Annotated in this window: 19 protein-coding genes; 13 read left to right on the forward strand and 6 right to left on the reverse strand. The window is 61.5% G+C overall.

Translation table 11 applies throughout. The features are described from left to right. Window positions 1-12: 12 nt before the first annotated feature. The 3 genes from G5S42_RS32690 to G5S42_RS32700 are packed head-to-tail and all read left to right on the forward strand — an operon-like array spanning window position 13 to window position 2418. Window positions 13-1407: an APC family permease gene (locus tag G5S42_RS32690; protein WP_176110929.1), complete on the forward strand. Its 1395-nt coding sequence runs from the start codon at window positions 13-15 to the stop codon at window positions 1405-1407. Then, the gene (locus G5S42_RS32695; protein ID WP_246392235.1) at window positions 1404-2135 is read left to right on the forward strand and encodes a hypothetical protein; all 732 of its coding nucleotides are present in this window, start codon (window positions 1404-1406) and stop codon (window positions 2133-2135) included. Before G5S42_RS32690 ends, G5S42_RS32695 begins: the two co-directional genes overlap by 4 nt. Continuing rightward, on the forward strand, window positions 2122-2418 hold the full coding sequence (locus G5S42_RS32700) for a hypothetical protein (protein ID WP_176110930.1): 297 nt from the start codon (window positions 2122-2124) through the stop codon (window positions 2416-2418). Before G5S42_RS32695 ends, G5S42_RS32700 begins: the two co-directional genes overlap by 14 nt. A gap of 28 nt (window positions 2419-2446) precedes the next feature. On the opposite strand, the gene G5S42_RS32705 is transcribed toward G5S42_RS32700, so the two are convergent. Further along, a complete protein-coding gene (locus G5S42_RS32705) occupies window positions 2447-4330 on the reverse strand; it encodes a sensor domain-containing diguanylate cyclase (protein WP_176110931.1) in 1884 nt (627 codons plus the stop codon). A 499-nt stretch (window positions 4331-4829) separates the two neighbouring features. Between G5S42_RS32705 and G5S42_RS32710 the strand changes: the two genes are divergently transcribed. Together G5S42_RS32710 and narL are read left to right on the forward strand one after the other, a co-directional pair. Next, window positions 4830-6212, forward strand: coding sequence for a histidine kinase (locus G5S42_RS32710; RefSeq protein WP_312883664.1), 1383 nt, complete (start codon window positions 4830-4832; stop codon window positions 6210-6212). A gap of 366 nt (window positions 6213-6578) precedes the next feature. After that, the gene (gene narL / locus G5S42_RS32715; protein WP_176110933.1) at window positions 6579-7232 is read left to right on the forward strand and encodes a two-component system response regulator NarL; all 654 of its coding nucleotides are present in this window, start codon (window positions 6579-6581) and stop codon (window positions 7230-7232) included. 60 nt (window positions 7233-7292) lie between these two features. Here the strand turns inward: narL and G5S42_RS32720 are convergent, their stop codons facing one another. The 3 genes from G5S42_RS32720 to G5S42_RS32730 are packed head-to-tail and all read right to left on the reverse strand — an operon-like array spanning window position 7293 to window position 10140. Next, a complete protein-coding gene (locus G5S42_RS32720; RefSeq protein WP_176110934.1) occupies window positions 7293-8060 on the reverse strand; it encodes an HAD-IA family hydrolase in 768 nt (255 codons plus the stop codon). A gap of 44 nt (window positions 8061-8104) precedes the next feature. Continuing rightward, complete coding sequence (locus tag G5S42_RS32725) at window positions 8105-8977, reverse strand: phosphoribulokinase (RefSeq protein WP_176110935.1); 873 nt, start codon at window positions 8975-8977, stop codon at window positions 8105-8107. Window positions 8978-8991: 14 nt separating this feature from the next. Continuing rightward, window positions 8992-10140: a class 1 fructose-bisphosphatase gene (locus G5S42_RS32730; protein WP_176110936.1), complete on the reverse strand. Its 1149-nt coding sequence runs from the start codon at window positions 10138-10140 to the stop codon at window positions 8992-8994. A gap of 133 nt (window positions 10141-10273) precedes the next feature. Between G5S42_RS32730 and G5S42_RS32735 the strand changes: the two genes are divergently transcribed. Next, complete coding sequence (locus tag G5S42_RS32735; protein ID WP_176110937.1) at window positions 10274-11245, forward strand: LysR substrate-binding domain-containing protein; 972 nt, start codon at window positions 10274-10276, stop codon at window positions 11243-11245. A 29-nt stretch (window positions 11246-11274) separates the two neighbouring features. Here G5S42_RS32735 and G5S42_RS32740 read toward each other — a convergent pair whose 3' ends face one another. Together G5S42_RS32740 and G5S42_RS32745 are read right to left on the reverse strand one after the other, a co-directional pair. Then, on the reverse strand, window positions 11275-11688 hold the full coding sequence (locus G5S42_RS32740; protein ID WP_176110938.1) for a dihydroneopterin aldolase: 414 nt from the start codon (window positions 11686-11688) through the stop codon (window positions 11275-11277). Between the two features lie 39 nt (window positions 11689-11727). Continuing rightward, window positions 11728-12651, reverse strand: coding sequence for a LysR family transcriptional regulator (locus G5S42_RS32745; protein ID WP_176110939.1), 924 nt, complete (start codon window positions 12649-12651; stop codon window positions 11728-11730). Window positions 12652-12952: 301 nt separating this feature from the next. Here G5S42_RS32745 and glyA point away from each other — a divergent pair, with 301 nt between their 5' ends. From glyA to G5S42_RS32780, 7 genes are all read left to right on the forward strand, one after another. After that, window positions 12953-14275, forward strand: coding sequence for a serine hydroxymethyltransferase (gene glyA, locus G5S42_RS32750; protein ID WP_246392236.1), 1323 nt, complete (start codon window positions 12953-12955; stop codon window positions 14273-14275). Between the two features lie 44 nt (window positions 14276-14319). Then, a complete protein-coding gene (locus G5S42_RS32755) occupies window positions 14320-15567 on the forward strand; it encodes an aminotransferase class V-fold PLP-dependent enzyme (protein WP_176110940.1) in 1248 nt (415 codons plus the stop codon). 82 nt (window positions 15568-15649) lie between these two features. Continuing rightward, complete coding sequence (locus tag G5S42_RS32760) at window positions 15650-16606, forward strand: D-2-hydroxyacid dehydrogenase (RefSeq protein WP_176110941.1); 957 nt, start codon at window positions 15650-15652, stop codon at window positions 16604-16606. Between the two features lie 61 nt (window positions 16607-16667). Further along, window positions 16668-17855 carry a malate--CoA ligase subunit beta gene (locus G5S42_RS32765; protein WP_176110942.1) on the forward strand — a complete coding sequence of 396 codons (1188 nt, stop codon included), beginning with the start codon at window positions 16668-16670 and terminating at the stop codon, window positions 17853-17855. 11 nt (window positions 17856-17866) lie between these two features. Continuing rightward, window positions 17867-18772 carry a succinate--CoA ligase subunit alpha gene (gene sucD / locus G5S42_RS32770; protein ID WP_176110943.1) on the forward strand — a complete coding sequence of 302 codons (906 nt, stop codon included), beginning with the start codon at window positions 17867-17869 and terminating at the stop codon, window positions 18770-18772. Further along, window positions 18750-21662, forward strand: a complete 2913-nt coding sequence (locus G5S42_RS32775; protein ID WP_176110944.1) for a phosphoenolpyruvate carboxylase — start codon at window positions 18750-18752, stop codon at window positions 21660-21662. The genes sucD and G5S42_RS32775 overlap by 23 nt, the downstream gene beginning before the upstream one ends. Before the next feature lie 54 nt (window positions 21663-21716). Continuing rightward, window positions 21717-22700: an HpcH/HpaI aldolase/citrate lyase family protein gene (locus tag G5S42_RS32780; RefSeq protein ID WP_176110945.1), complete on the forward strand. Its 984-nt coding sequence runs from the start codon at window positions 21717-21719 to the stop codon at window positions 22698-22700. Window position 22701: the final 1 nt, after the last annotated feature.

Raw genomic sequence — 22701 nt, forward strand, 5'->3', positions numbered from 1 at the left:
AGGGAGCCACTCATGAGTGACGCAGCAGGAGTAGCACAGACAGGCGAGCGCATCGCTTTGCTGAAGGTGTTGGGCCCGATTCACGTGTGGGCGCTTGGCGTCGGCATCGTGCTGGTCGGCGAGTTCATGGGTTGGAACTTTTCTGTCGCGAAAGGCGGCGCATACGGATCGCTGATTGCATGCTGGATCATCGGTCTGCTCTACACATGCGTCGCGATGATCGACTCGGAAGTGACTTCGACTGTCGCGGCAGCGGGCGGGCAATATACCCAGGCCAAGCACATCATCGGGCCGCTGATGGCGTTCAACGTCGGGCTCTATCTGGTGATGGCTTACACGATGCTCGAGGCTGCGGACGCGCTCGTGGTGGGCGATCTGGTCAAAGCAGTCGCCACGGATTCGGGCTACGCGAATTTCGATTCACGGCCATTCACACTCGTCACGATCGCCTGTCTCGCCTTGCTCAATTACAGGGGCGTGTTCGTCACGCTCACGGTCAACTTCGTCATCACGGCCATTGCGTTCCTCGCGATCGTCATGCTGTTCCTTGGCGTCGCCCCCTGGCATCCGGGACAAACGCTCCTTCATCACGAGTTGCTGACCCAGTTGCCGTATGGATGGCTGGGGGTCGTCGCAGCCCTGCAATTTGGCATGTGGTATTACCTCGGCATCGAAGGCACTTGCCAGGCTGCCGAGGAGGTTCGCTCCGCAGGCCGCTCGATTCCGCTCGGGACGATGTCGGGCATGATCACGCTGCTCGTCGCAGCTGCGATGACGTGGTATGTCGCCACGGGCCTCATGCCCTGGGAGTATCTCGGCCAGGCGGTCACACCCCTCTACGACGCAGCGCGGCTTACCGGCAGCAAGTCGTTGCAGGTACTTTTGTTCGTCGGAACACTATTCTCGGCCGTTGCGTCGGCGAATGGCTGTATCAACGATGCCTCGCGTGCATGGTTTTCCATGTCGAGAGACCGCTATATGCCGATGTGGTTCGGCGCCGTTCACCCACGCTACCGCACGCCATACCGCGCGATCATTTTTCTCGTGCCGATCGCCATCTCCTTCGCGTTCACGGGCCTGCTCGACCAGGTGATCACATTCTCGATTCTTTCCGGCCTGCTCGGCTATACATTCATGTCGATCAACATCGTCAGGTTCCGTCGGAAATGGCCGCTCGGAATCATCAATCGCGGCTACATTCACCCGTTTCATCCGATTCCGTCGATCGTGCTGGCCATACTCTGCACCGCGACGTACTTCGCGACCTATCTCGGGTACGGCACTTCTCTGCTGTCGATCATGGCCTTCTATATCACGGCGTCGATCTGGTTTGCGCTGCATCGCTATAAATACGTCAAGCGTGGCGAGCAGTTCACGATGGACTGGCCGCGTCCAAAGGACTATTGATCGACATTCTCCTTGCCAAAGCCGACGTGAACCCACGTGGAGCGGCCGATATGCACTCAACGGGTATTGCCCTTGCGTTTCTGTTCCTGATTGTGCTCGCACTGATGTACCTGCGTAACAGCAAGGTACTACGAGCGGAGCGAGGCAGGCTGTTCGACGCATGCCTCGCGCTGTTCGAGCAACATCGCCTGACCCAGGACGGTGTCTCCTGGCCCGTGCTGGCGGGGTCCTACGATGGATACGAGGTCCATGTCGCCCCCCTCGTCGACGACGCTGCTTTCCGCAAGGTGCCCTCGCTTTGGCTGCTCGTCACGGTGAAGCGCAAATTGCCGATAAAGGGAGCGGTAGACCTCCTCGCCCGCGCGCAGAACACCGAGTTCTACTCCCCTGCCGACAGCTTGCCTTTACGCCTCGTGCCCCCCGAGGAGTGGCCCAGCCAGACGACGATCAAAGCCGACAAACCCGCCACCGAGTTACCCCTTTCCGTACTGGACCCTCACGTTAAGCAATTCTTCGCGGATCCGCGTGCGAAGGAGATGCTCGTCACGCCACATGGCGTGCGGATCGTCTATCAGGCACAAGGTGCGGACCGCAGTGAGTATCTCGTACTGCGTCGGGCCGTGTTTCGCGAAGCGAGGCTTTCCACAACGCTCGTTGAATCGCTGCTCGACCAGGCCGTGCAGGTGTGTGCAGATGTAATCAGAGGAGGTGTTTATGGACAGACCTGAATCGTCGCGCGCACGGCGTCCCGTGCATCCTTATCTAGTGCTGGTAGCGGGAGCCCTTCTGCCAGGAGCCGGTCAGGTGATCAACCGGATGCCCACGCGTGCCTTGATCATGATGTTCTTCATGCTGTCGCTAGGGTTCGTGACAGTGCAGCTTGCGGCACCCGGTCGGTCTTTTATTGGGCGAAATGCCGGGGGGATTTTCGTCTATGCAATTTCAGTGATGGACGCCTACTTCATCGCACGGTACAGGTGGGAAGCGTTTCGCGTGCGCGCCATCGGGTAATCCGCGCCCGTGCCTCCCCAACCACCTTTCACTCCCCGCTGATGCGCTCACTCGCCCCTTCCCAACCGGAAGCGGACAGTGCGCGGTCGAGGACTTTTCTGGTGTCGGCCATGCCCGCCTCGATCCAACTGCACCCAATCTGCGTTGGAACCTTGAATTCGTGGCCTTCTACCTTAACGGGATCATCAAGGAGTTTCTGGAGGCTGTTCCGTAGCTCCTCCAGCGTCGCGTCGGTGTCTGCCAACCCTCGTTCGGCGAGGTGTTGCGCACCGCCGCCACAGCAGGCAAGTGCTTCGGCGCTGAAGTCGACCAGCAACACCGCGAATACGTGAGAATCCAGCAACGCAGCGCAGTTCAGTTGGCCCTGAATCGCTTCGAGCCTCCTGCCGATGGCGATCAGCACGCGATCGGCGTAATCCTGACCAAAGCGCGTCGCAACACGCTCCAGCTCTCCAACATTGATCGCGAAGATTGCACACGGCAGTGGGTTTCGCGACGACAGAGCCAGGGAAAACTCCAGGCGGCCGAGAAACAGCGGCAGACTCATGAGGCCCGTGGAATTCTCAAAAGTCTGGCTGCGCCGGGCGTCTTCTTCGATCATCTGTCTGCGCGCCACTTCCACGATGAATCCCTCCAGCCCCATCAGTTCGTCCCGGGCAGAATAGACACCGCATCCCTGATCCCAAACCCATTTGGTTTGCCCAGCGCGGTCGACAATCCGGTAAGTCAGTTCATAAGGCTTTCGCGCCACGATCTGCGTCTGCACCTCGTTCCAGACGAATTCGCGATCATCGGGGTGGATCAGCGAACGGAACGTCAGGCGGCTTTCATCGATCAGCTCGAAAGCCTCATAGCCAGTCAGCTCGAAGCAGCCTTCACTCACGAAAGCCATCGACCTGTCACGGTTATTCTGCCCCCGATAAATCATCGCGCGCAAATTGGACAACAGGGTGCGCAGGCTGCGTCGGCTGGCGCGCAAAGCTTCTTCGTGGCGTTCGCGATTCGAGACGTCGATCACAAGTCCGACGGCGCCGACGAGCGCGCCTTCGTGATCGGACACTGCATGACAACGCAGTTCCACTTGCGCCATCGTGTTGTCGGCACGAATGAGTCGCGCTTCCCCGACCATTTCGCTCATGTGTCCGCCGAGCAGCGCTTTGAGCCGGGCATTCAGGGTTTCTGCGTCCTCTGGATGAAAGAAGCCCGAAAATGGTCGGGGCTCCGGGTCGTTCCCGACAGCACGGACCAGGCTGCGCCACGCTGGATTCGAGAAGATCAGACGCAACTCCCGATCCACACGAAAGAGCGCCTGGGGTAGCTGGAGCACGGCATCCTGGCAATGTTGAAGAATTTGCAGCTCGCTGCGCTGAGCGTCCGTACTCGTGTAGGGCGCTGGAAATTGCAGCAGCGTCATGCGCGAGTCGCGCGCACTCAGTGCCGTCACGGGTTGCAAACGGAAACTGCCGTCGCCGTACGCGATCCGCAGCGACGCAGAGGTGCGCTCGCCCCCGTCGCGCGACTGCGTGAGCAGCGCCGTCAGATCCAATAAGGACTGCGGATGAACGAGGTTGCTGAACGGCATCCCGACGATTTCATCCGCGTACGGTTCCCAACGCGCGTACTTGAGGAAAGCGCTATTGACGAACACGAGCGCATCGTTGTCGAGTAACGCGGCGGGCATCGAAAGATTCGCAGCAAATGCGCGCAGATCGGGCAACTTGACTGCGCGTGCAACGCGTGGCGTCGTGCGGCGGGCACTGTAGGCCATCGCCAGCAGAAATGCGGCAAGGCATCCCGACAGTACAATCGCGACGTACAATAAACCACTATTACCGGGACCGTAGCCAAGTCGGGGCAACACTAGCGCGGCGACCGCACCAAGAAGTATCGTGGCGAACAGATAAACCGACATGACATCTTCGCTCGGAAAAATACGATTACAGCTCGGTGACCGGGTTCGGTGCACGTTATTACTTCATTCACCCATGAATACTGCCCGGTCTGAGGCCTCTTACCACTATCCGCTCTTTGCGAAGGTCTGTTCGCTGCTCGCCTGCATCGTCGGCTTGATCGCGCTGCTCTATGTGAGTGGATATATGCAGGCCAAAGGAAACGAAGGATTCCGGCAGACCCTCTCTTCTCTCGACGAAGTCGCTCGTCTGCGAACAGCCGCCGCGAAAGCACAGCCAGGCTCGCCAGGAAAGGCTCAAGCGCTAACTGAGCAGGCCGATTGGCTTGTCAGCAACGATACCCTACTGAACGACTGGAGGCAACGTGGCGCTCCGACGAAAGAACTAGCTAGCGCACTCATAGCCGCGACTGCAGGGTCGACATCAGATAGTGCCCGCGGGCCGGATGCAAAAATTTCGGCACTACGTGCGCTACGTTCGCAAGTCGCTTACCAGGCGCAAGTGCAAAAGGCCGTGCTCGGGCTGCTGCAGGGCGCAACCGCTTGCCTTCTGGTTCTTGGCATCGTTGCGCTCGCAAGGGGTGCGCATCGCGCCTTTGTCACGCGACCAGCCGCGGCGCTGCAGGCGCTCGCGGAATCCGGGCAGACAATACCGCAAGGGGACGACGAAATCGACCGGCTTTTAAAGCTTCAGGCGCAACTTGCCGTTCGACTGCGCACCGAGCAAAGCGAGTCGGCGCAACTCAAGCGAATCGTCGAAGACTACATTGCATTTGCGGACCAATCGCTCGAGCTGCTTCACCACATCTGCGCGCAGCTTGCCGAGCAAGAGCCATCGGGCCGCACACTCGAGGCGCTGTTGCAGCGTCTCGTCGGTGTGTTGCGCGCCCAACGTATTGCGCTGGTGGTCACCGAATCGACGGCCCAGCTGCTCGATATCGATCCCGTCGTAGCGCCGAACGGCGACGTGCCGCAGATCGTCAAGGCACGCGTCACGAACGAACTGATGACGCTTGCGGGCAACTATACGTCTTCTTTGCTCAATGACGGCGGGGTGTCGCCCCCGGTGCTCGCCGCCCCGGTACGCGTGCCGCTCGCAACCTATGGGGTGCTGATCGCGGAGGGCGAGCCGGACACGCGCTTCGAGCAGCGGCATCTGTATCTGCTCGAAACGATCGCCAGCGTGCTCGCACACGCGATCTCCAATGTCAGCCGCGATGTGCGCGACCGGCGTATGGCGCTTTTCGAGGAACGCAATGCCATTGCGCGCGAGTTGCATGACTCGCTCGCGCAATCGCTCTCATATATGAAGATCCAGCTCGCGCGGCTGCAAGCCGTGCTGCCGCCTCAGCTCTCGCAGAGCGATGTCGCCGAAATCGCGCGCGCGATTCGCGAGGGCATCGACAGCGCCTACCGGCAGCTGCGCGAATTGCTCACGACCTTCCGCGCGCCGATGCATGCGCACGGTCTTGCGTCCACGCTCGAGGAGCTTGCCGAAGAATTCGGATCGCGCAGTGAGGTACAAATCTCGATTGACAATCGTGTGCCGCGTATGCGTCTCTCAGTCAACGAGGAAATGCATGTCGTGCAGATCGTGCGTGAAGCGCTGACAAATGTAATCCGTCATGCGCGCGCCACGACGGCGCAGGTGCAACTCATGTCGGACGGACTCACGATGACGGTGACGATCGAGGACGATGGCAAAGGTGTCACCCGCTCACGGGGCGACGAACATCACTACGGCCTCGCAATCATGCGCGAGCGAGCCCGCAGCCTCGGTGGACGTCTGGAACTGAAGCCCGCCGAACGCGGCTCGCGCGTGGTATTGAACTTCATCCCCGCAGCGCACAAGGCTCGCGCCGTCAGTGGTGCCGGTGTCCGTTAGCGTAAATTCGTCAAGCTAACACTCCGGGAGTAGCTCAGGCTACTCACCAGGAGGTAGAGACCTGCACCGATCCATCAAAAAATCCTCTTCCGCAGCCACGAAGGGTATTGCCGACGTGCTTTCTATACCGCGTTAAATGGCGCCGTATCGTTGGGGTTGCGTCTAAGGAAAACCCGCAAAGCGTCAGCATCGGGCAGGAATCTATTTTTCCCATCGCGTCATGTTGCTAGAATGATTCAGGCATCAAGTCTGAACAATAAAAGCCTCTTCTCCATGTACTCGAGATCGCACTGCCGTGCGCATCGCAGTTGACGGAGCCAGGCCGATCTAGCTGGTCGATCTGGCATATGAGCCCAGGAAGAGCCGATGGTCACTAACACAGTACTTCTGATCGACGATCACGCGTTGTTTCGAAAGGGAGTCGCGCAACTCATTCAGATGAATCCCGCCTTCGAAGTGGTGGGCGAAGCGATTTCCGGAGAAGACGGCGTTGAGATGGCCGTGCGCCTGAAGCCGGACGTCATCCTGATCGACCTGAACATGCCGCGCATGAACGGGATCGAAACGTTGGACCGCATGCGCGAAGCCGGCGTCGAAGCGCGTTTCATCATGCTGACGGTGTCGGATAACGAGCGCGACGTGGTGGCCGCGTTGCGCGCCGGCGCGCATGGCTATTTGCTAAAGGACATGGACCCCGAGGACTTGTGCCTCTCGCTCGAAAAGGCGCTCAGGGGATCTGCCGTTCTCAGCGAGTCGGTGACGGGCGCGCTGGTTCATGCATTGTCGGGTGGCCAGCGCCTTCCTGTCACACAGAACGAGCTGACCGCGCGCGAGCTCGAGGTCTTCGACTTTCTGGTTGCCGGCCTGAGTAATAAGGCCATCGCGCGCAAACTCGATATCAGCGTCGGCACCGTGAAAGTTCATGTTAAGCACGTGCTGCGGAAGCTCGATCTTCACTCCCGGCTCGAGGCCGTGCTCTGGCAGCGGGAACACGGCGCGCGCGCGCACTCTTATTCATGATGGCGCGGCGCGGCTTGAAACCCGCGCCGGCACATCGAGCTGTCACGCGCCTCGTTGAATTCAATTCGGCTGCTGCGCTTGCATCGCCCGCATAGGGATTCTCTGATCAGCATGAGTAGCACTATGCCCCCTGTGAAGACCGCCGAGCAAATCCGTCAGCTCGCCGATGCGGTGAATGACGCGCAAGCAAGGCAACTCCGATACCGGGTGATTGTGGCTGTATCCGTAGCTGACGCACACCATCGGCATATTGGCCGCCTGTGCCGCGAGCGCATCCGTCACGCAATCGCCAACGAATAGCGTATGGGTCGGGTCGACGCCGAGCGCTTCGCACGCCTGCAGGAGTGGCTCGGGATCGGGCTTACGCGGCAAGCGGGCATTTGCATCGACCACCATGTCGAACCATGCATGCAAGCCGAAACGCCATATCAGCGGATCGACGAAGCGCGACTCCGAGTCGGTGACGAGGCCCAGCTTGAGACCCATCTTCCGCAAGCTGTCGAGCGTCGCTTCCGCGCCCGGGTAAAACTCGCTCAACTGGTTCTTATCGCGGCAGATCTGATGATAGGACGCCTCATAGCGGCGCAGGACCAGATCCAGTGTGGCGGGGCGCGCATCGATGCCGAGCAGCGTCAGCGCGCGATCGACGAGGATCTCTGAACCACCGCCTATCAACGTTTGCGCGACGCCAGGCGCGAGCAGGGGAAAACCGTTCTCGGCGAGTGCCCGGTTGAGCGCGTTGCCGATATCGGGCGACGTATGCAACAGCGTGCCATCGAGATCGAATAGCACGGCATCGATCGGCATATTGCGCGGCATGACTTGCATGTTCGTGTCTCCTGTCTGGTGAGTACAAGTGTTCCGGCGGATGGTCACAATGCCCGTTTCTGGCGGTCGATCATCTGCAGGATCATAGGGGTGAAGATCAATTGCATCGCAAGTCCCATCTTGCCGCCCGGAACGACGATGACATTGGGCCGGCTCATGAACGAGTCATGCAGCATGGTGAGTAGATAAGGAAAGTCGATGCCCTTCGGATTGGCAAAGCGGATGACAACGAAGCTCTCGTCGGCGCTTGGTATGTCGCGGGCTGCAAACGGATTCGACGTGTCCACGGTCGGCACGCGCTGGAAGTTCACGTGCGTTCTGCTGAACTGAGGGCAGATATGGTGAGCATAGTCCGGCATGCGCCGCAGGATCGTATCCATGACAGCCTCCCGCGAATAGCCGCGCAGCGCCTCGTCCCGATGAAGCTTCTGTATCCATTCCAGATTGATGATGGGGACGACCCCCACCAGCAGGTCCGTATGTTGTGCGACGTCGATGCCACGGCCGATAAAGCCGCCATGCAGCCCCTCGTAGAAAAGCAGATCGGTGGGCGGCTCGATGTCTGTCCACGGCGAGAACGTACCGGGGTCCACACCATACGGCGCAGCCTGGGCGTCGTCATGGAGGTATTTACGCAACCTCCCCCGCCCCGTCGCCGAATACTCACGAAACAATTCCGCGAGTTCCTGCAGCAGATTCGCCTCAGGGCCGAAGTGGCTGAACTGGTGACGGTTTTCCTCTGCGGCTTTCATTGCAGACTGCATGCCCGCGCGGTCGAAGCGATGAAATGCGTCGCCCTCCACGATCTGCACGTTCAGCTTTTCGCGGCGGAAAATGTGCTGAAAACTGTTCATGACAGTCGTGGTACCGGCACCGCTCGACCCCGTTACCGCAACGATTGGATGTTTGATCGACATGCTCCAACCCCCATCTACACGCGTGCTTCCGGGCGAAACAGGGAGCGCTCGTTGAAAAGCGGTGACGTGAATGGCGTGTCCTCGCCCCGATCGTGTTCCCAGTGGTATCGCTCGATACGCTCGACTTCACCCTGGCTGCCGACGAATAGCGGCGTGAGTGCATGCGCATCGGCGTCGACATCGAATATCCGTGCACGCCCCGAGCTGGCAAGTCCGCCCGCCTGTTTGAGGATCCAGGCGAGCGACTGCGCCTGATATAACAACGGTTGACGTGTCGCACTGGGCCCCCGGCGCCTTTCGCACGGGAAAAGACACAGGCCGCCGCGCATCAGCGTGTGGTGCGCATCGGCCGCCAACGAATCGTTCCAGCGTGTGTCGAAATCGCGCTGGCGCACACCCGCGCTTCCGTCACGGCACTCGTTCACATAACGCTGCACAGGCCGCTCCCACGAGCGCTCATTGCTGCAATCGATGGCGACCACAGGGCCTTGTTCGGGGATGCGCATTGCGTGATGCGTCAACATGAATTCGCCCCGTTGACGGCAAAGCGTGAACCCATGGGTGCCGCGCCCGACGGTGATCACCAGCATCGTGGAAGGACCATAGAGAGCGTAGCCAGCGGCAATCTGCTTCGTGCCGACGATCTCGCAGTCACCGTCATGGCTTCGCGCCTCTGTCTGCCGTATCGAGAATACGGTTCCGAGCGCAACGTTCGATTCGATATTGGCCACACTATCGAGCGGACTGGCAAACAGGACATATGGCCCTGCAACCGCAGGATGCCGCGCCTGCGCGCAATGCAGCACAATGCCCGCTTTCTGCGTCCTGCACTCGCTCGACGCGATGAAGGCTTCCTTCGCGGCATCACGGCACGACCCGCTATCTGGCGAGGCGCTCGCCACCTTCAGCGTCTGCGAATCGACGATCGTACCCTGTGCGATACGCGCCGCAATGATTTTCGCCGCTTGCGCAATGCCCTGAAGAACGTTACGCAGCGAGACGGCATGCGGATCCTGCTCGACGGCAAGCGCTTGCTCGCGGCCGGTGCCGAGGTGGGCCGCAAGAAAAACCGGCAGCGTCGGTTGGGTCACGATCGCCGCGGTACGTCGATTTCCTGCGCCAACCGCCTGCGCATGCTCAGCTGATTCAATTCGTGCATTCATCGCTACCTCGATCGTCCATTGCTCGCCAGGACTGCTGACTAGAACGGTAAGCCAGCGCGTACTCGGGGAAAACTCAAATGTTTTTACTTGCGTTTTAAGCGATGCTTATCTGTCGCATCCAGGAGTGCCGATCATGCTCAATCTCCTTCGCAATCTCACGCTACGTCAGTTGCAGATCTTCTCTGCCGCCTCTCAATACGAGAGCTTCGCCCGCGCCGCGGAAACCCTGCACCTGACCCAACCCGCCGTCTCAATGCAGATCAAGCAGCTCGAAGAGGCGATTGGAGTGCCTCTATTCGAGCGCATCGGCAGGCGCATTGCCCTGACCGAAGCGGGTATGACGCTTTCTCACCACGCAAAGCGGATTCTCGGTGACATCAAGGATGCCGAAGATGCGATGCGTTGCCTTTCATCGGCGGATGGCGGCAATATCTCCATCGGAATCGTCAGCACGGCCCGCTATTTCATTCCTCGCCAGATTGCGCGCTATGTGGAACGTCAACCCAAGGTCGATATCAGCTTTTCAATCGGCAAGCGTGATGTACTGCTGCGCCAGTTACAGGACAATGAGATCGACCTCGCCGTCATGGGCCGGCCTCCCGTCGAGCTCGATGCGCACAGCGAGCCGCTCGCGTACAACCCGCATGTCGTCGTCGCGAGCACGAATCATCCTTTTATCGACGCCGCATGCTTCGACTTGCACGAAATGCGCAGCGAGACGTTTCTGATGCGTGAGCCAGGTTCCGATACGGAGGGCGTCGCGAGCGAAATGTTTCGCCATCATCTTTTCACTCCGGCCCGCACCCTCACCTGCGACAGCGACGAAACAATCAAGCAGGCGGTGGCTGCTGGCATCGGCGTCAGTGTGTTGCCGCTGCATACGTTACGGCTCGAACTGCTGACAGGCGAAGTGTCAGTCCTGCATGTCAACGGCACGCCCATTAACCGTGTGTGGCACGTGGTTCACATGAACGCGAAGCGGATGTCTCCGACCTGCGTGGCCTTCCGCCGTTTCTTGATCGAGAAGTCGGGTGCGTGGCTCGAAGGCCAGTTCGCCGACCTCACCCCTATGGACCCGGCCGCCCGCCCCTTCGTGCAGATATGACGCACAAACCAGGCGAGCCGAAGTGCCGCTTACGGCCATCGTATGGTGCGCTCGATAGTCACGCCGACAGCCTTCACGTTTGCGAACTTCGCTGGCTTCGCAATTGAAATGCGCACCCAATGCGCGTTGAAATCGGCCAATAGCATCTGCGCAATCGACTCTGCCAGCGCCTCCAGCAATTTCACCCTATGGTTCACGAGTTGCAATTGCAGCGCCTCATGAACCTTGCCGTAGTCGATCGTGTCGGCAATAGCGTCCGTATCGCATGCGTGGCTATGCGGCACTCCGGCCCACAAGTCGATTCGCACGGGTTGCAGCGCAGTCAGTTCGTCGGGATCTATCCCGATGACGGTATCGCCCTGAAAGCCTTCGATGAAGATCATGTCCATCCCCGACGAAGCGAGGTAGGGTCTCGCCGCGAGGTTTTTGTCGATCATATTCATGTGGTTTCCTTTTCGCTATGGTCGCGGGAGCTCCGGGGCCTAGGCTTGCATTGCGACGCGCTCGCCCGCCTCTTGCGCCCCGCTCATCAGGCTCTCCCTGAACGCGGACGCGGCTGAAGAAAGCTGCTTGGATTCTCTGTGCACCAGATACAAATACCGGAGGATCGGAAAGTTCTCGACGTCAAGCACCTTCAGTCGCAAGGTTTCCAATTCGGCCATTATCGTTGCGAGCGCGACGACAGACAGTCCCATTCCCGCCTGCACGGCCCATTTGATGGCCTCATTGCTGCTCACTTCCATCCCGGGCCGCAAATTGATGCGATGCTCGGCAAAGAAGCGCTCTACCGCGCGGCGGGTTCCCGAACCCGACTCACGCATGAGAAAGGTTTCGCGTTCGATCGTGCTCAACGCGATGCGGCGCTCCCGTGCGAGCGCGTGATCGGGTGGCGCGATCATCACAAGCGGATTGCTCGCCACATGCACAGCGACCAGACCCTGTCCTTCAGGCGGGGCCCCCATGATCGCGACGTCCGTTTCGTTGGTAGCGAGCTCGTTGAGAACACACTCCCGATTCCCGACCGAGAGGCTCACCGTCACGCCAGGAAACGCGCGAGTAAATTTCGCGATCAACTGCAGTGCTAGCGGGTTGGCGGTGCCACTAACCAGGGACACTTTCAGCTTTCCTTGCTTCGTGTCGCGCAACTGGTCGAGCGACTCTTCGAGGACGGACAGTTGCTGTTGAAGCAGCCGCGTATGGTTGTAAAGCTCCTTGCCGGCCGCGGTCAGAAACACCTGTCTGCCGACCTGTTCGAACAGCGGCATACCGACGATCGCTTCGAGCTGCTTCAATTGCGACGAAACGCCTGGCTGAGTCAGGTGAAGCTCCCTGGCTGCGCGCGAAAAGCTCAGATGCCGCGCGCTCGCTTCGAATACCTGTAACTGGCGCAAAGTCAGATGCAGCATCGCTTTTCCTTGCCTCCCGAATGCCCGGGCCGCACGCTCGAAGCGGCCTGATTTCACGCCTCAACTCTATCAGCCGGGCTTGGGCGCGCAATGCCCATGAAGAGGTACTCCGCAAGGCGAAAAGGCCGTCCTGCAAGGCTCGCATGCAGGGTTATGGGTCGAATAAGTAAGCCGAATGAGTGTTTCCGCGTGCATGGCGCTACGATCGTTTCACAGGAATGCCAACCAGCCGACCGCAGCAAAGCGGCAAGGGAACGCGCGGGTTGCCGAGTGAACGACTCCACTAAAGCGAGGTTCAGCCATGTTCAGCTACAAAAACACGATTGCGGTGACGGACCCCGAACTGCATCGGGCCATCGCAGGCGAGACTCAGCGCCAGCAGGACCACATCGAGCTGATCGCATCCGAAAACTACACGTCGCCCGCCGTACTGGAAGCGCAAGGGTCGCAATTGACCAACAAGTACGCGGAAGGTTATCCGGGCAGGCGTTACTACGGCGGATGTGAACATGTCGACCTGGTCGAGCAACTCGCGATCGACCGCGCAAAGCAGTTGTTCAACGCAGAATATGCAAACGTTCAGCCCCACTCGGGCTCGCAGGCCAATCAGGCCGTGTATCTCTCCGCACTCAAGCCGGGCGACACGATTCTCGGCATGTCGCTCGCGCATGGCGGGCACCTCACGCACGGCGCCTCCGTCAACGTGAGCGGCAAGCTGTTCAATGCGGTGTCGTATGGCCTGAATCCGGATACGGAAGTCATCGACTACGACGAAGTACGCAAGCTGGCACAGACGCATCGCCCGCGCATGATCGTCGCAGGCGCGTCAGCCTATTCGCTCGTGATTGACTGGCAATGCTTTCGCGAGATCGCCGACAGCGTCGGTGCAACGCTGCTCGTCGACATGGCGCACTATGCCGGTCTCATCGCGGCGGGACTCTATCCCAGTCCGGTCGGCATTGCAGATTATGTGACCACCACCACTCACAAGACGCTGCGCGGGCCACGTGGCGGGCTGATTCTCGCCCACGCACAAGCGGCGAAGGCGATCGACTCGACGATCTTTCCAGGCATCCAGGGCGGCCCCCTGATGCACGTGATAGCGGGCAAAGCAGCCGCCCTGCGCGAAGCGATGACCGGCGAATTCCGTCAATACCAGCAACAGGTACTCCTGAATGCGCGAGTCATGGCGCAAACGCTTCAGCAACGCGGCCTTCGTATCGTGTCGGGACGCACCGACTCACACGTGTTCCTGGTCGATCTGCGCGCGAAGAACGTGACAGGCAAAGAGGCCGAAGCCGCGCTTGGCCGCGCACTCATAACCGTCAACAAGAACGCCATTCCCAACGATCCGCAAAAGCCGTTCGTCACGAGCGGCGTGCGCATTGGCTCGCCTGCCATCACGACACGCGGCCTGCGCGAAGCCGAAACGAGCGAGCTTGCCCATCTGATCGCCGACGTGCTGGATGCGCCCGCCAACGATCTCGTCATCCGCCGCACAGCCGACGCCGTGCTCGCCCTCACCGCGAGGTTTCCGGTCTATCGCGATGGGCCCGTCGCCACGACGCCCGGCGCGTCTGCGAACGACGACGCATCGGCCGCAACTGCGCGCACCGCGCACTGAAACCTCCAGACGATTTCTCACGACCACTACCCAAGGAGACAGTCATGTCAAACACGCCAGTCACGCGCATTCCGGGACGTAACATCCTCGCAGTCCCCGGTCCGACGAACATTCCCGACGCCGTACAACGCGCGATGGTCGTATCGATGGAAGATCACCGCTCGACGAAGTTTCCCGAACTCGCGCATGGTCTGCTTTCCGATCTGAAAACGCTCTACCGGACGGCAGACGGCCAGCCCTTCATCTTTCCGTCGTCAGGCACGGGCGCGTGGGAAGCGGCTCTCACCAACACGCTCTCGCCCGGTGACCGCGTTCTCGTTCCGCGCTTTGGCCAGTTCAGCCACCTTTGGGCCGATATGGCGCAGCGTCTCGGACTCGACGTGGAAATTCTCGATGTCGATTGGGGCGAAGGGGTGCCCGTCGAACGGATCGGCGAGATCCTGAAGGCGGACCGCCAGCATGCGATCAGGGGCATCCTCGCCTGCCACAACGAAACTGCGACGGGCGTGACGAGCGATATCCGCGCACTGCGCCGCGTGATGGATGACGCGGGCCACCCTGCCTTGCTGTTCGTGGACGGTGTGAGTTCGATCGGCTGCATCGACTTCCGCATGGACGAATGGGGCGTGGATCTCGCCGTGACCGGCTCGCAAAAAGGTCTGATGCTGCCTGCGGGACTCGGCATCCTGTGTGTGAGCCAGAAGGCGCTGAAGATGATTACGCAGGCGAAATCGCGCCGCTGCTACTTCGATCTCGCCGATATGGTGCGCGCCAACGCAACCGGCTACTTCCCTTACACGCCTGCGCTGTCGCTCCTCTACGGGCTGCGCGCAGCGCTCGACCTGCTGTTCGACGAGGGTCTCGACCGGGTCTTCGCACGCCACCACTACCTCGCGTCTGGCGTGCGCGCCGCCGTCGCGGAAGGCTGGGGTCTGGAGTTGTGTGCAAAGGCGCCAAAGTGGCACTCGGACACGGTCTCGGCAATCGTCGTGCCCCAAGGGTTCAACGCCGCACAGGTCATCGACACGGCCTTTCGCCGTTACAACCTCGCGCTCGGCGCCGGGCTCTCGAAGGTCGCCGGCAAGGTATTCCGCATCGGCCACCTCGGAGACCTGAACGAACTGATGCTGATGAGCGCGATAGCGGGCGCGGAGATGGCGATGCTCGATGCCGGTATCGACGTTTGCCCGGGCAGCGGCGTGGGTGCAGCCGGGCAGTACTGGCGCACCCACACGCAAGCCGCGGCAGACCCCGTCGCCAAGCCGGCGCTGCGCCGTGTCGCCGCGGCCTGATTGCGGCGGTCTCGATGAAATCTTCAGGCCGAGGCGCGTCAGATCGCAATCCTTCCGATCACTCTATGGCAGGAATGACATCATGCAACACGAAATCGTCTTTCTCGACCGATCGACATTGAACGCCGATGTCCGTCGCCCGGCGTTCGAACATGGGTGGGTTCAGTTCGCGTCGACATCGTCGCACGAGGTCGCGCATCGGCTCGAACGCGCGACCATCGCCATCACCAACAAGGTGCCGCTGCGAGCCAATGTGCTCGAAAGGCATCCGTCGATCAGGATGATCGCAGTGGCGGCGACGGGCTACGACTGTGTCGATACCGAGTACTGCCGCGAGCGTGGCATCGCGGTCGCGAACATTCGCAACTACGCGACCCATACCGTGCCCGAGCATACCTTCGCGCTGATCCTCGCGTTGCGGCGCAACCTGCTCGCTTACCGCAGCGATGTGTCGCGCGGGCGCTGGCAACAGGCAAAGCAGTTCTGCTTCTTCGATCATCCCATCCGTGACCTGCACGGTTCGACGCTCGGCATCATCGGCGGCGGCGCTCTGGGCCAGGCAACGGCACAGATTGCCCGGGCCTTCGGTATGCGTGTCGTCTTTGCGGCTCACGACGCGAAGCGCTCCCGCTCGCCAGACCTCGAATACGTCTCGCTCGACACGCTGCTGCGCACGTCGGACGTCATCTCCGTGCATGCGCCGCTCACCGCCGCCACGCGCAACCTGATCGGACTCGACGAGTTGCGCCTCATGAAGCGTAGCGCTCTGTTGATCAACACGGCACGAGGCGGGCTCGTGTGCGAGGCGTCGCTTGCCACTGCACTCAAGGAAGGACTAATCGCGGGCGCAGGCTTCGACGTGCTGAGCCAGGAGCCGCCTGTCGCGGGCAATCCCCTGCTCGGGCTCGATTTGCCCAACTTCATCCTGACCCCGCACGTCGCCTGGGCTTCCGGCAATGCCATGCAGTTCCTCGCGGACCAGCTGATCGAGAACATCGAGGCATTCGCGCGCGGCGAGCCCCGCAACCTCGTGGTCTGAGCGCCACGGGACCACGCATAACCTCGCAACGCAAACGACGCAAACCACCGGAGACACCGATATGGACATTCACGAATATCAGGCCAAGGACCTGCTGGCTGGGTTCGGCGTGCCGATCCAGCGCGGCGCGGTCGCCTACACACCTGACCAGGCCGTGTACTGCGCGACGGAACTCGGCGGCTGGCATTGGGCCGTCAAGGCTCAGGTCCACTCTGGCGCGCGCGGCAAGGCGGGGGGGATCAAGCTATGCGAGACCTACCACGACGTGCATGAAGCGGCCACGGGTCTCTTCGGCAAGCGCCTCGTGACGGCGCAGACGGGACCGGATGGCAAGATCGTCGAGCGTGTCTACATCGAGGTCGCGGAGAGATTCGAAAGGGAAATCTATCTCGGTATCGTGCTGGACCGCAAAGCCGAACGTGTGCGCGTCATCGTTTCCGCCCACGGTGGCATGGATATCGAAGAGGTCGTGCACACGAACCCGGAAGCCGTGCTCCAGACAGTCGTCGAGCCCGCCGTCGGCTTGCAGCCATTCCAGGCGCGCGAACTCGCCTTCGGACTCGGCCTGAACATCAAGCAGGTGAGCCGCGCGGTGTCCGCGATCATGGGCGCATACCGGGCGTTTCGTGACCTCGATGCGACGATGGTCGAAATCAATCCGCTCGTCGTGACCGATGACGATCGCGTCATTGCCCTCGACGCAAAGATATCGTTCGACGACAACGGCCTGTTTCGGCATCCGCACGTCTCGGAGATGCGCGACCCGACGCAGGAGGATCCCCGTGAGGCCGAGGCCGCTCAGTTTGGCCTGAACTATGTTGGGCTCGACGGCGATATCGGCTGCATCATCAACGGCGCCGGGCTCGCGATGGCCACCATGGACACGATCAAATATGCCGGGGGCGAGCCCGCCAACTTTCTCGACGTCGGCGGCGGCGCATCGCCCGAGCGCGTGGCGGCCGCGTTTCGCCTCGTGCTCTCGGACGGCAACGTGTCGGCCGTGCTCGTCAACATCTTCGCCGGCATCAATCGTTGCGACTGGGTCGCCGAGGGCGTCGTACGGGTGGCCCGGGGGCTGACGGTGCCTCTCGTGGTACGCCTCGCGGGGACCAACGTCGAGGCGGGGCGACGCATCATCAAGGACAGCGGCCTGCCAATCATCACAGCAGATTCGCTGCTGGAAGCGGCGCAAAAGGCCGTCGAGGCCTCGAAAGCGCATCGTGCGCGCCGCGCGGCCAACCACAGATAAGGACTACCGACATGAGCATCCTGATCGACGAAACCACTCGCGTCATCGTACAGGGATTTACAGGTGACAAGGCCTCATTCCACGCGAAAGAGATGATCGCCTATGGGACGAACGTGGTCGGCGGCGTGACTCCCGGCAAGGGAGGAAAGCATCACCTCGAGCGACCCGTGTTCGACACCGTGAAAAACGCCGTAAGCGAAACAGGCGCAACTGCGAGCCTCGTGTTCGTGCCGCCCCCTTACTGCGGCGACGCCATCATGGAAGCCGCCGACGCGGGCCTGAAACTCGTCTGTGTGATCACGGACGGCATTCCGGCGCAGGACATGATGCGCGTGAAGCGCTATCTCCTTCGCTATCCGAAGGAGACCCGAACCTTGGTGGTCGGTCCGAACTGCGCGGGCATCATCAGCGCGGGACGCGCGATGCTCGGCATCATGCCCGGCCATATCTACCGCCGCGGCAATGTCGGCATCGTCTCGCGCTCGGGCACGCTCGGTTATGAAGCCGCTGCGCAACTCAATGCGCTCGGCCTCGGCGTCACCACGAGCGTGGGCATCGGCGGCGACCCGATCAACGGCAGCTCGTTTCTCGACCACCTGAAATTGTTCGAGCAGGATCCCGAAACCGAGGCTGTCGTGATGATCGGGGAAATCGGCGGGCCGCAAGAGGCCGAAGCGGCCAGGTGGGTCAGCGAGCATATGACCAAACCTGTCGTCGGCTATGTAGCGGGCTTGACCGCGCCCAAAGGACGGCGCATGGGACATGCGGGCGCCATCATCTCGGCAGCGGGCGACAGCGCGGCCGAAAAAGCGCAAATCATGCAGTCCTACGGTCTCGCGGTTGCGCCCAGCGCGTCCGACCTGGGTTTCACGGTTGCCTCTGTGCTCGAACAAAATGTCACGCGCCGCGTTGCCTGACTGGGGCTATGGCACAGACACACAGTCCGACCCGCCGCGCGTCGAGACTGTGCGCCCCCTCCATGCGCTCGGACACACCGCCGACGACGGGCTGCACAAGCTCGCAGCGGCCTCGGCGTCCTTGCCCACGCTCAGCGCGGAGAACTATGAGCACGCAGTGATCGACCTCCTGTCGCAACTGTTGTGCGACGTCGCGCGCGCCCATCAGCCCGAGGTGGAACGTTCGTTGCGCGGCGAGTCCGCACACGAGTCGATGAGCGAACTGATGCACGAACGGATGAACGATCGCACCGCGCGCGTCGTCCTGCGACGCATGCTGCAGGCCCAGGGCATGTGGTTCCAGTTGCTCAGCATCGCCGAGCAGAGCACCGCCATGCGCCGGCGCCGCGAGATCGAGATCGAAGGCGGCTACGACCGGCTGCCTGACTCGTTTGCACGGGTCATCGCCGAAGTCGCCGGCGCCGGCGTCCCCGCCGCCGCAGTTCGCCACGCGCTGAGCCATCTGAAGGTGCGGCCGGTGCTGACGGCTCACCCGACCGAAGCGAAGCGAGTCACCGTGCTCGAAAGCCACCGGCGCGTCTACCGGCGTCTAATGGAACTCGAATCCCCGCGCTGGACGCCGCGAGAGCGCTACACGCTCGTCCTCGCGCTCCGCAACGACATCGAACTCTTGTGGATGAGCGGTGAATTGCGGCTTGAAAAGCCCACCGTTGCGCAGGAAGTCGCATGGGGACTGCACTTCTTCGGCGAAACGCTTTTCGAAGCCGTGCCGCAACTCATCGACAAGCTGCAGAGCGCGCTCGAGCGTTGTTATCCGGGCGAGCGATTCGACATGCCGCGCTTTTTCCAGTTCGGCTCGTGGATAGGCGGAGACCGCGACGGCAATCCATTCGTCGATGACTGCGTCACACGCGCCACCTTGCACGAGCACCGGGCCGCGTCTCTCAAGCGATACCGGCTACGTCTCGTCGAGTTGACGCAGATGCTCAGCATCACGTCCGAAGCGCTGCCCGTACCGGACAGTTTCCACGCAGCGTTGGCTCGCGCGCTGACGCGCAGCGGCGAACCCGGGCCGATCGCATCGCGCAATCCGGGGGAATTGTTCCGGCAATACCTGACCTGCATCCTGCGCCGCCTCGATGCGACGCTCGTCGACATCAATCAGGCGAGCCACGCTTCGCCGGTTGCGGGCGCATACGCGAGCGCGGATGATCTGGCGGCCGATCTGCTCGTGATCGAGCAGGCGCTGCTCGCGACACAAGGCCAGCAGCTCGCACGGATGCTCGTGCGGCCGCTGCGTCATGAAGTCGAGACGTTTCGCTTCAGCACCGTGCAACTCGACCTGCGCCAGAACACAACGGTCATCGGGGAAACGCTGCGCGCGCTGTGGCGCGCGACATGCGGGACCGCGGGCGAACCGCCCGCGAGCGACTCGCCCGAATGGAAAGCATGGCTGATCGGCGAACTGGGAAAGCCCTTGGAGAGCGAAGCGCAAAGAACCCGCCGTTTCGAATCACTGCCGCCCGACGAAGCGCAGACACTGCAGATGTTCCGTACGGTGCTCGAAATGCGTCAACGGGTGGACCGTCATGCGTTCGGCGCGTTCATTCTGAGCATGACGCATCGAGCGAGCGACGTGCTCGGCGTCTATCTGCTGGCAAAAGAAGCCGGCCTCTTTTCCGACTCGCTCGGCACCGAGAGCTGCACGTTGCCCGTCGTGCCCCTGCTCGAAACCATCGACGACCTGCGCCGGGCACCCGAGATACTGCGCGAGTTGCTGGCTGTGCCGATGGTCCGTCGCAGCATACGCGCGCAAGGCGGCGTGCAGGAAGTCATGATCGGCTACTCCGATTCAAACAAGGATGGCGGCTTTCTCGCCAGCAACTGGGAACTGTCGAAGGCGCAAACGAAGCTCAAGCGGCTTGGCGACGAGCTTGGCGTCACGATCGCGTTTTTTCATGGACGCGGTGGATCGGTGAGCCGCGGCGGCGTTCCCGCTGGCCGCGCCATCGCCGCGCTGCCCGCCGGTTCGGTCAATGGACGTTTTCGCGTCACCGAACAGGGTGAAGTGGTCTCGTTCAAATATGCGAATCGCGGCACGGCGCAGTATCACGTCGAATTGCTTGCATCGAGCGTACTTGAACATACGCTGAAGTCCGAGCGGGAGGACGCATTGTTGCCCAAGGGCGAATTCGACGAGGCGATGGAAGCGCTCAGCGGCGCGTCGCGGGCAGCGTACGTGAAGTTCATCGAACAGCCTGGCATGCTTGCGTATTTCCAGGCCGCCAGTCCGCTCGAAGAACTGTCGATGCTCAACATGGGCTCGCGCCCTGCCCGCCGGTTTGGCGCAAAGAGCCTCGAGGATCTGCGTGCGATTCCGTGGGTGTTCGCATGGGCGCAGAACCGGCATGCGCTCACTGGCTGGTACGGCGTCGGCAGCGCGATAGAGGGCTTTCTCGCGGTACGCCAGGAGCGCGGCGCCGAGCTGCTGCGGCGGATGTTCGACGAGTCACGGGTGTTCCGGCTCGTCATCGATGAAGTCGAGAAAACGCTGGCACAGGTGAACCTGACTATCGCGCGCGAATACGCGAGCCTCGTGCAGGATGCCCACATCCGCGACACGATCTTTTCACAAGTCGAAGCCGAATACCGGCTCACCGTGAAGATGGTGCAGGCCGTCACGGGTTCGGCCGGCCTGGGCACGCGCTTTCCGAAGTTCAGCGCCCGCCTGCAGCGGCGCGTGCCCGCCATCGACCTCATCAGCCGGCAACAAATCGAACTGCTGCGCCTCTACCGCACGGCGGAGACCGAACGGCAGCGCCGGGCCTATCAGGTGCCCCTGCTGCTTTCCATCAACTGCATTGCGTCAGGCTTCGGCGCGACGGGCTGAGCGCCCTTGCGCCGGTCCGCGGCTCGCCTATTCAACAACCCAGGAGATTTCACCATGAGTTTCACTGTCATCGAGCAGGCCAAAGCACGGTTGCACCGTTCCGAGTTAGCCGTCCCCGGTTCGAACACCGCGATGTTCGAAAAGGCCGCACGTTCGGCCGCGGACATCGTCTTCCTCGACTGCGAAGATGCCGTCGCGCCGGACGACAAGGAGCAGGCACGCAAGAACATCATCGAAGGACTCCACGACATCGACTGGGGAAACAAGACGATGATGGTCCGCATCAACGGACTCGACACGCATTACATGTATCGCGATGTCGTCGATATCGTCGAGGCATGCCCGCGCCTCGACATGATCCTGATCCCCAAAGTCGGCGTGGCTGCCGACGTGTACGCCGTCGACATGCTCGTCACGCAGATCGAAACGGCACGCAATCGCACACGACGGATCGGCTTCGAGGTGCTGATCGAAACCGCGCTCGGCATGGCGAACGTCGAGAGCATCGCTCAGTCGAGCCGGCGGCTCGAAGCCATGTCGTTCGGCGTCGCGGACTATGCGGCCTCGACGCGCGCGCGCACGACGGTGATCGGCGGCGTGAATCGCGATTACGGCGTGCTCGCGGACAAGAATGAGCGCGGCGAACGCGACTACTTCTGGGGCGATCAGTGGCATGGCGCACAAACGCGGATGATGGTCGCCTGCCGCGCGTACGGTCTGCGTCCCATCGATGGACCGTTCGGCGACTTCAGCGACCCCGATGGCTACATAGCAGCAGCCCGCCGCGCCGCCGTGCTCGGCTACGAAGGCAAATGGGCCATTCATCCGTCGCAGATCGAACACGCGAACCAGGTGTTCACGCCCGCCGAAGCGGAAGTGACGAAGGCGCGCCGCATCATGGACGCCATGGCACAAGCCGCACAGGAAGGCAAAGGCGCGGTATCGCTGGATGGCCGCCTGATCGATGCCGCCAGCATCCGGATGGCCGAGGCGCTGCTCGCGACGGCCAGCGCGATCGGCAATGACAGCAGCCGTTAGC

The sequence above is a fragment of the Paraburkholderia youngii genome, from assembly GCF_013366925.1.
GTDB classification, from domain to species: Bacteria; Pseudomonadota; Gammaproteobacteria; order Burkholderiales; family Burkholderiaceae; genus Paraburkholderia; species Paraburkholderia youngii.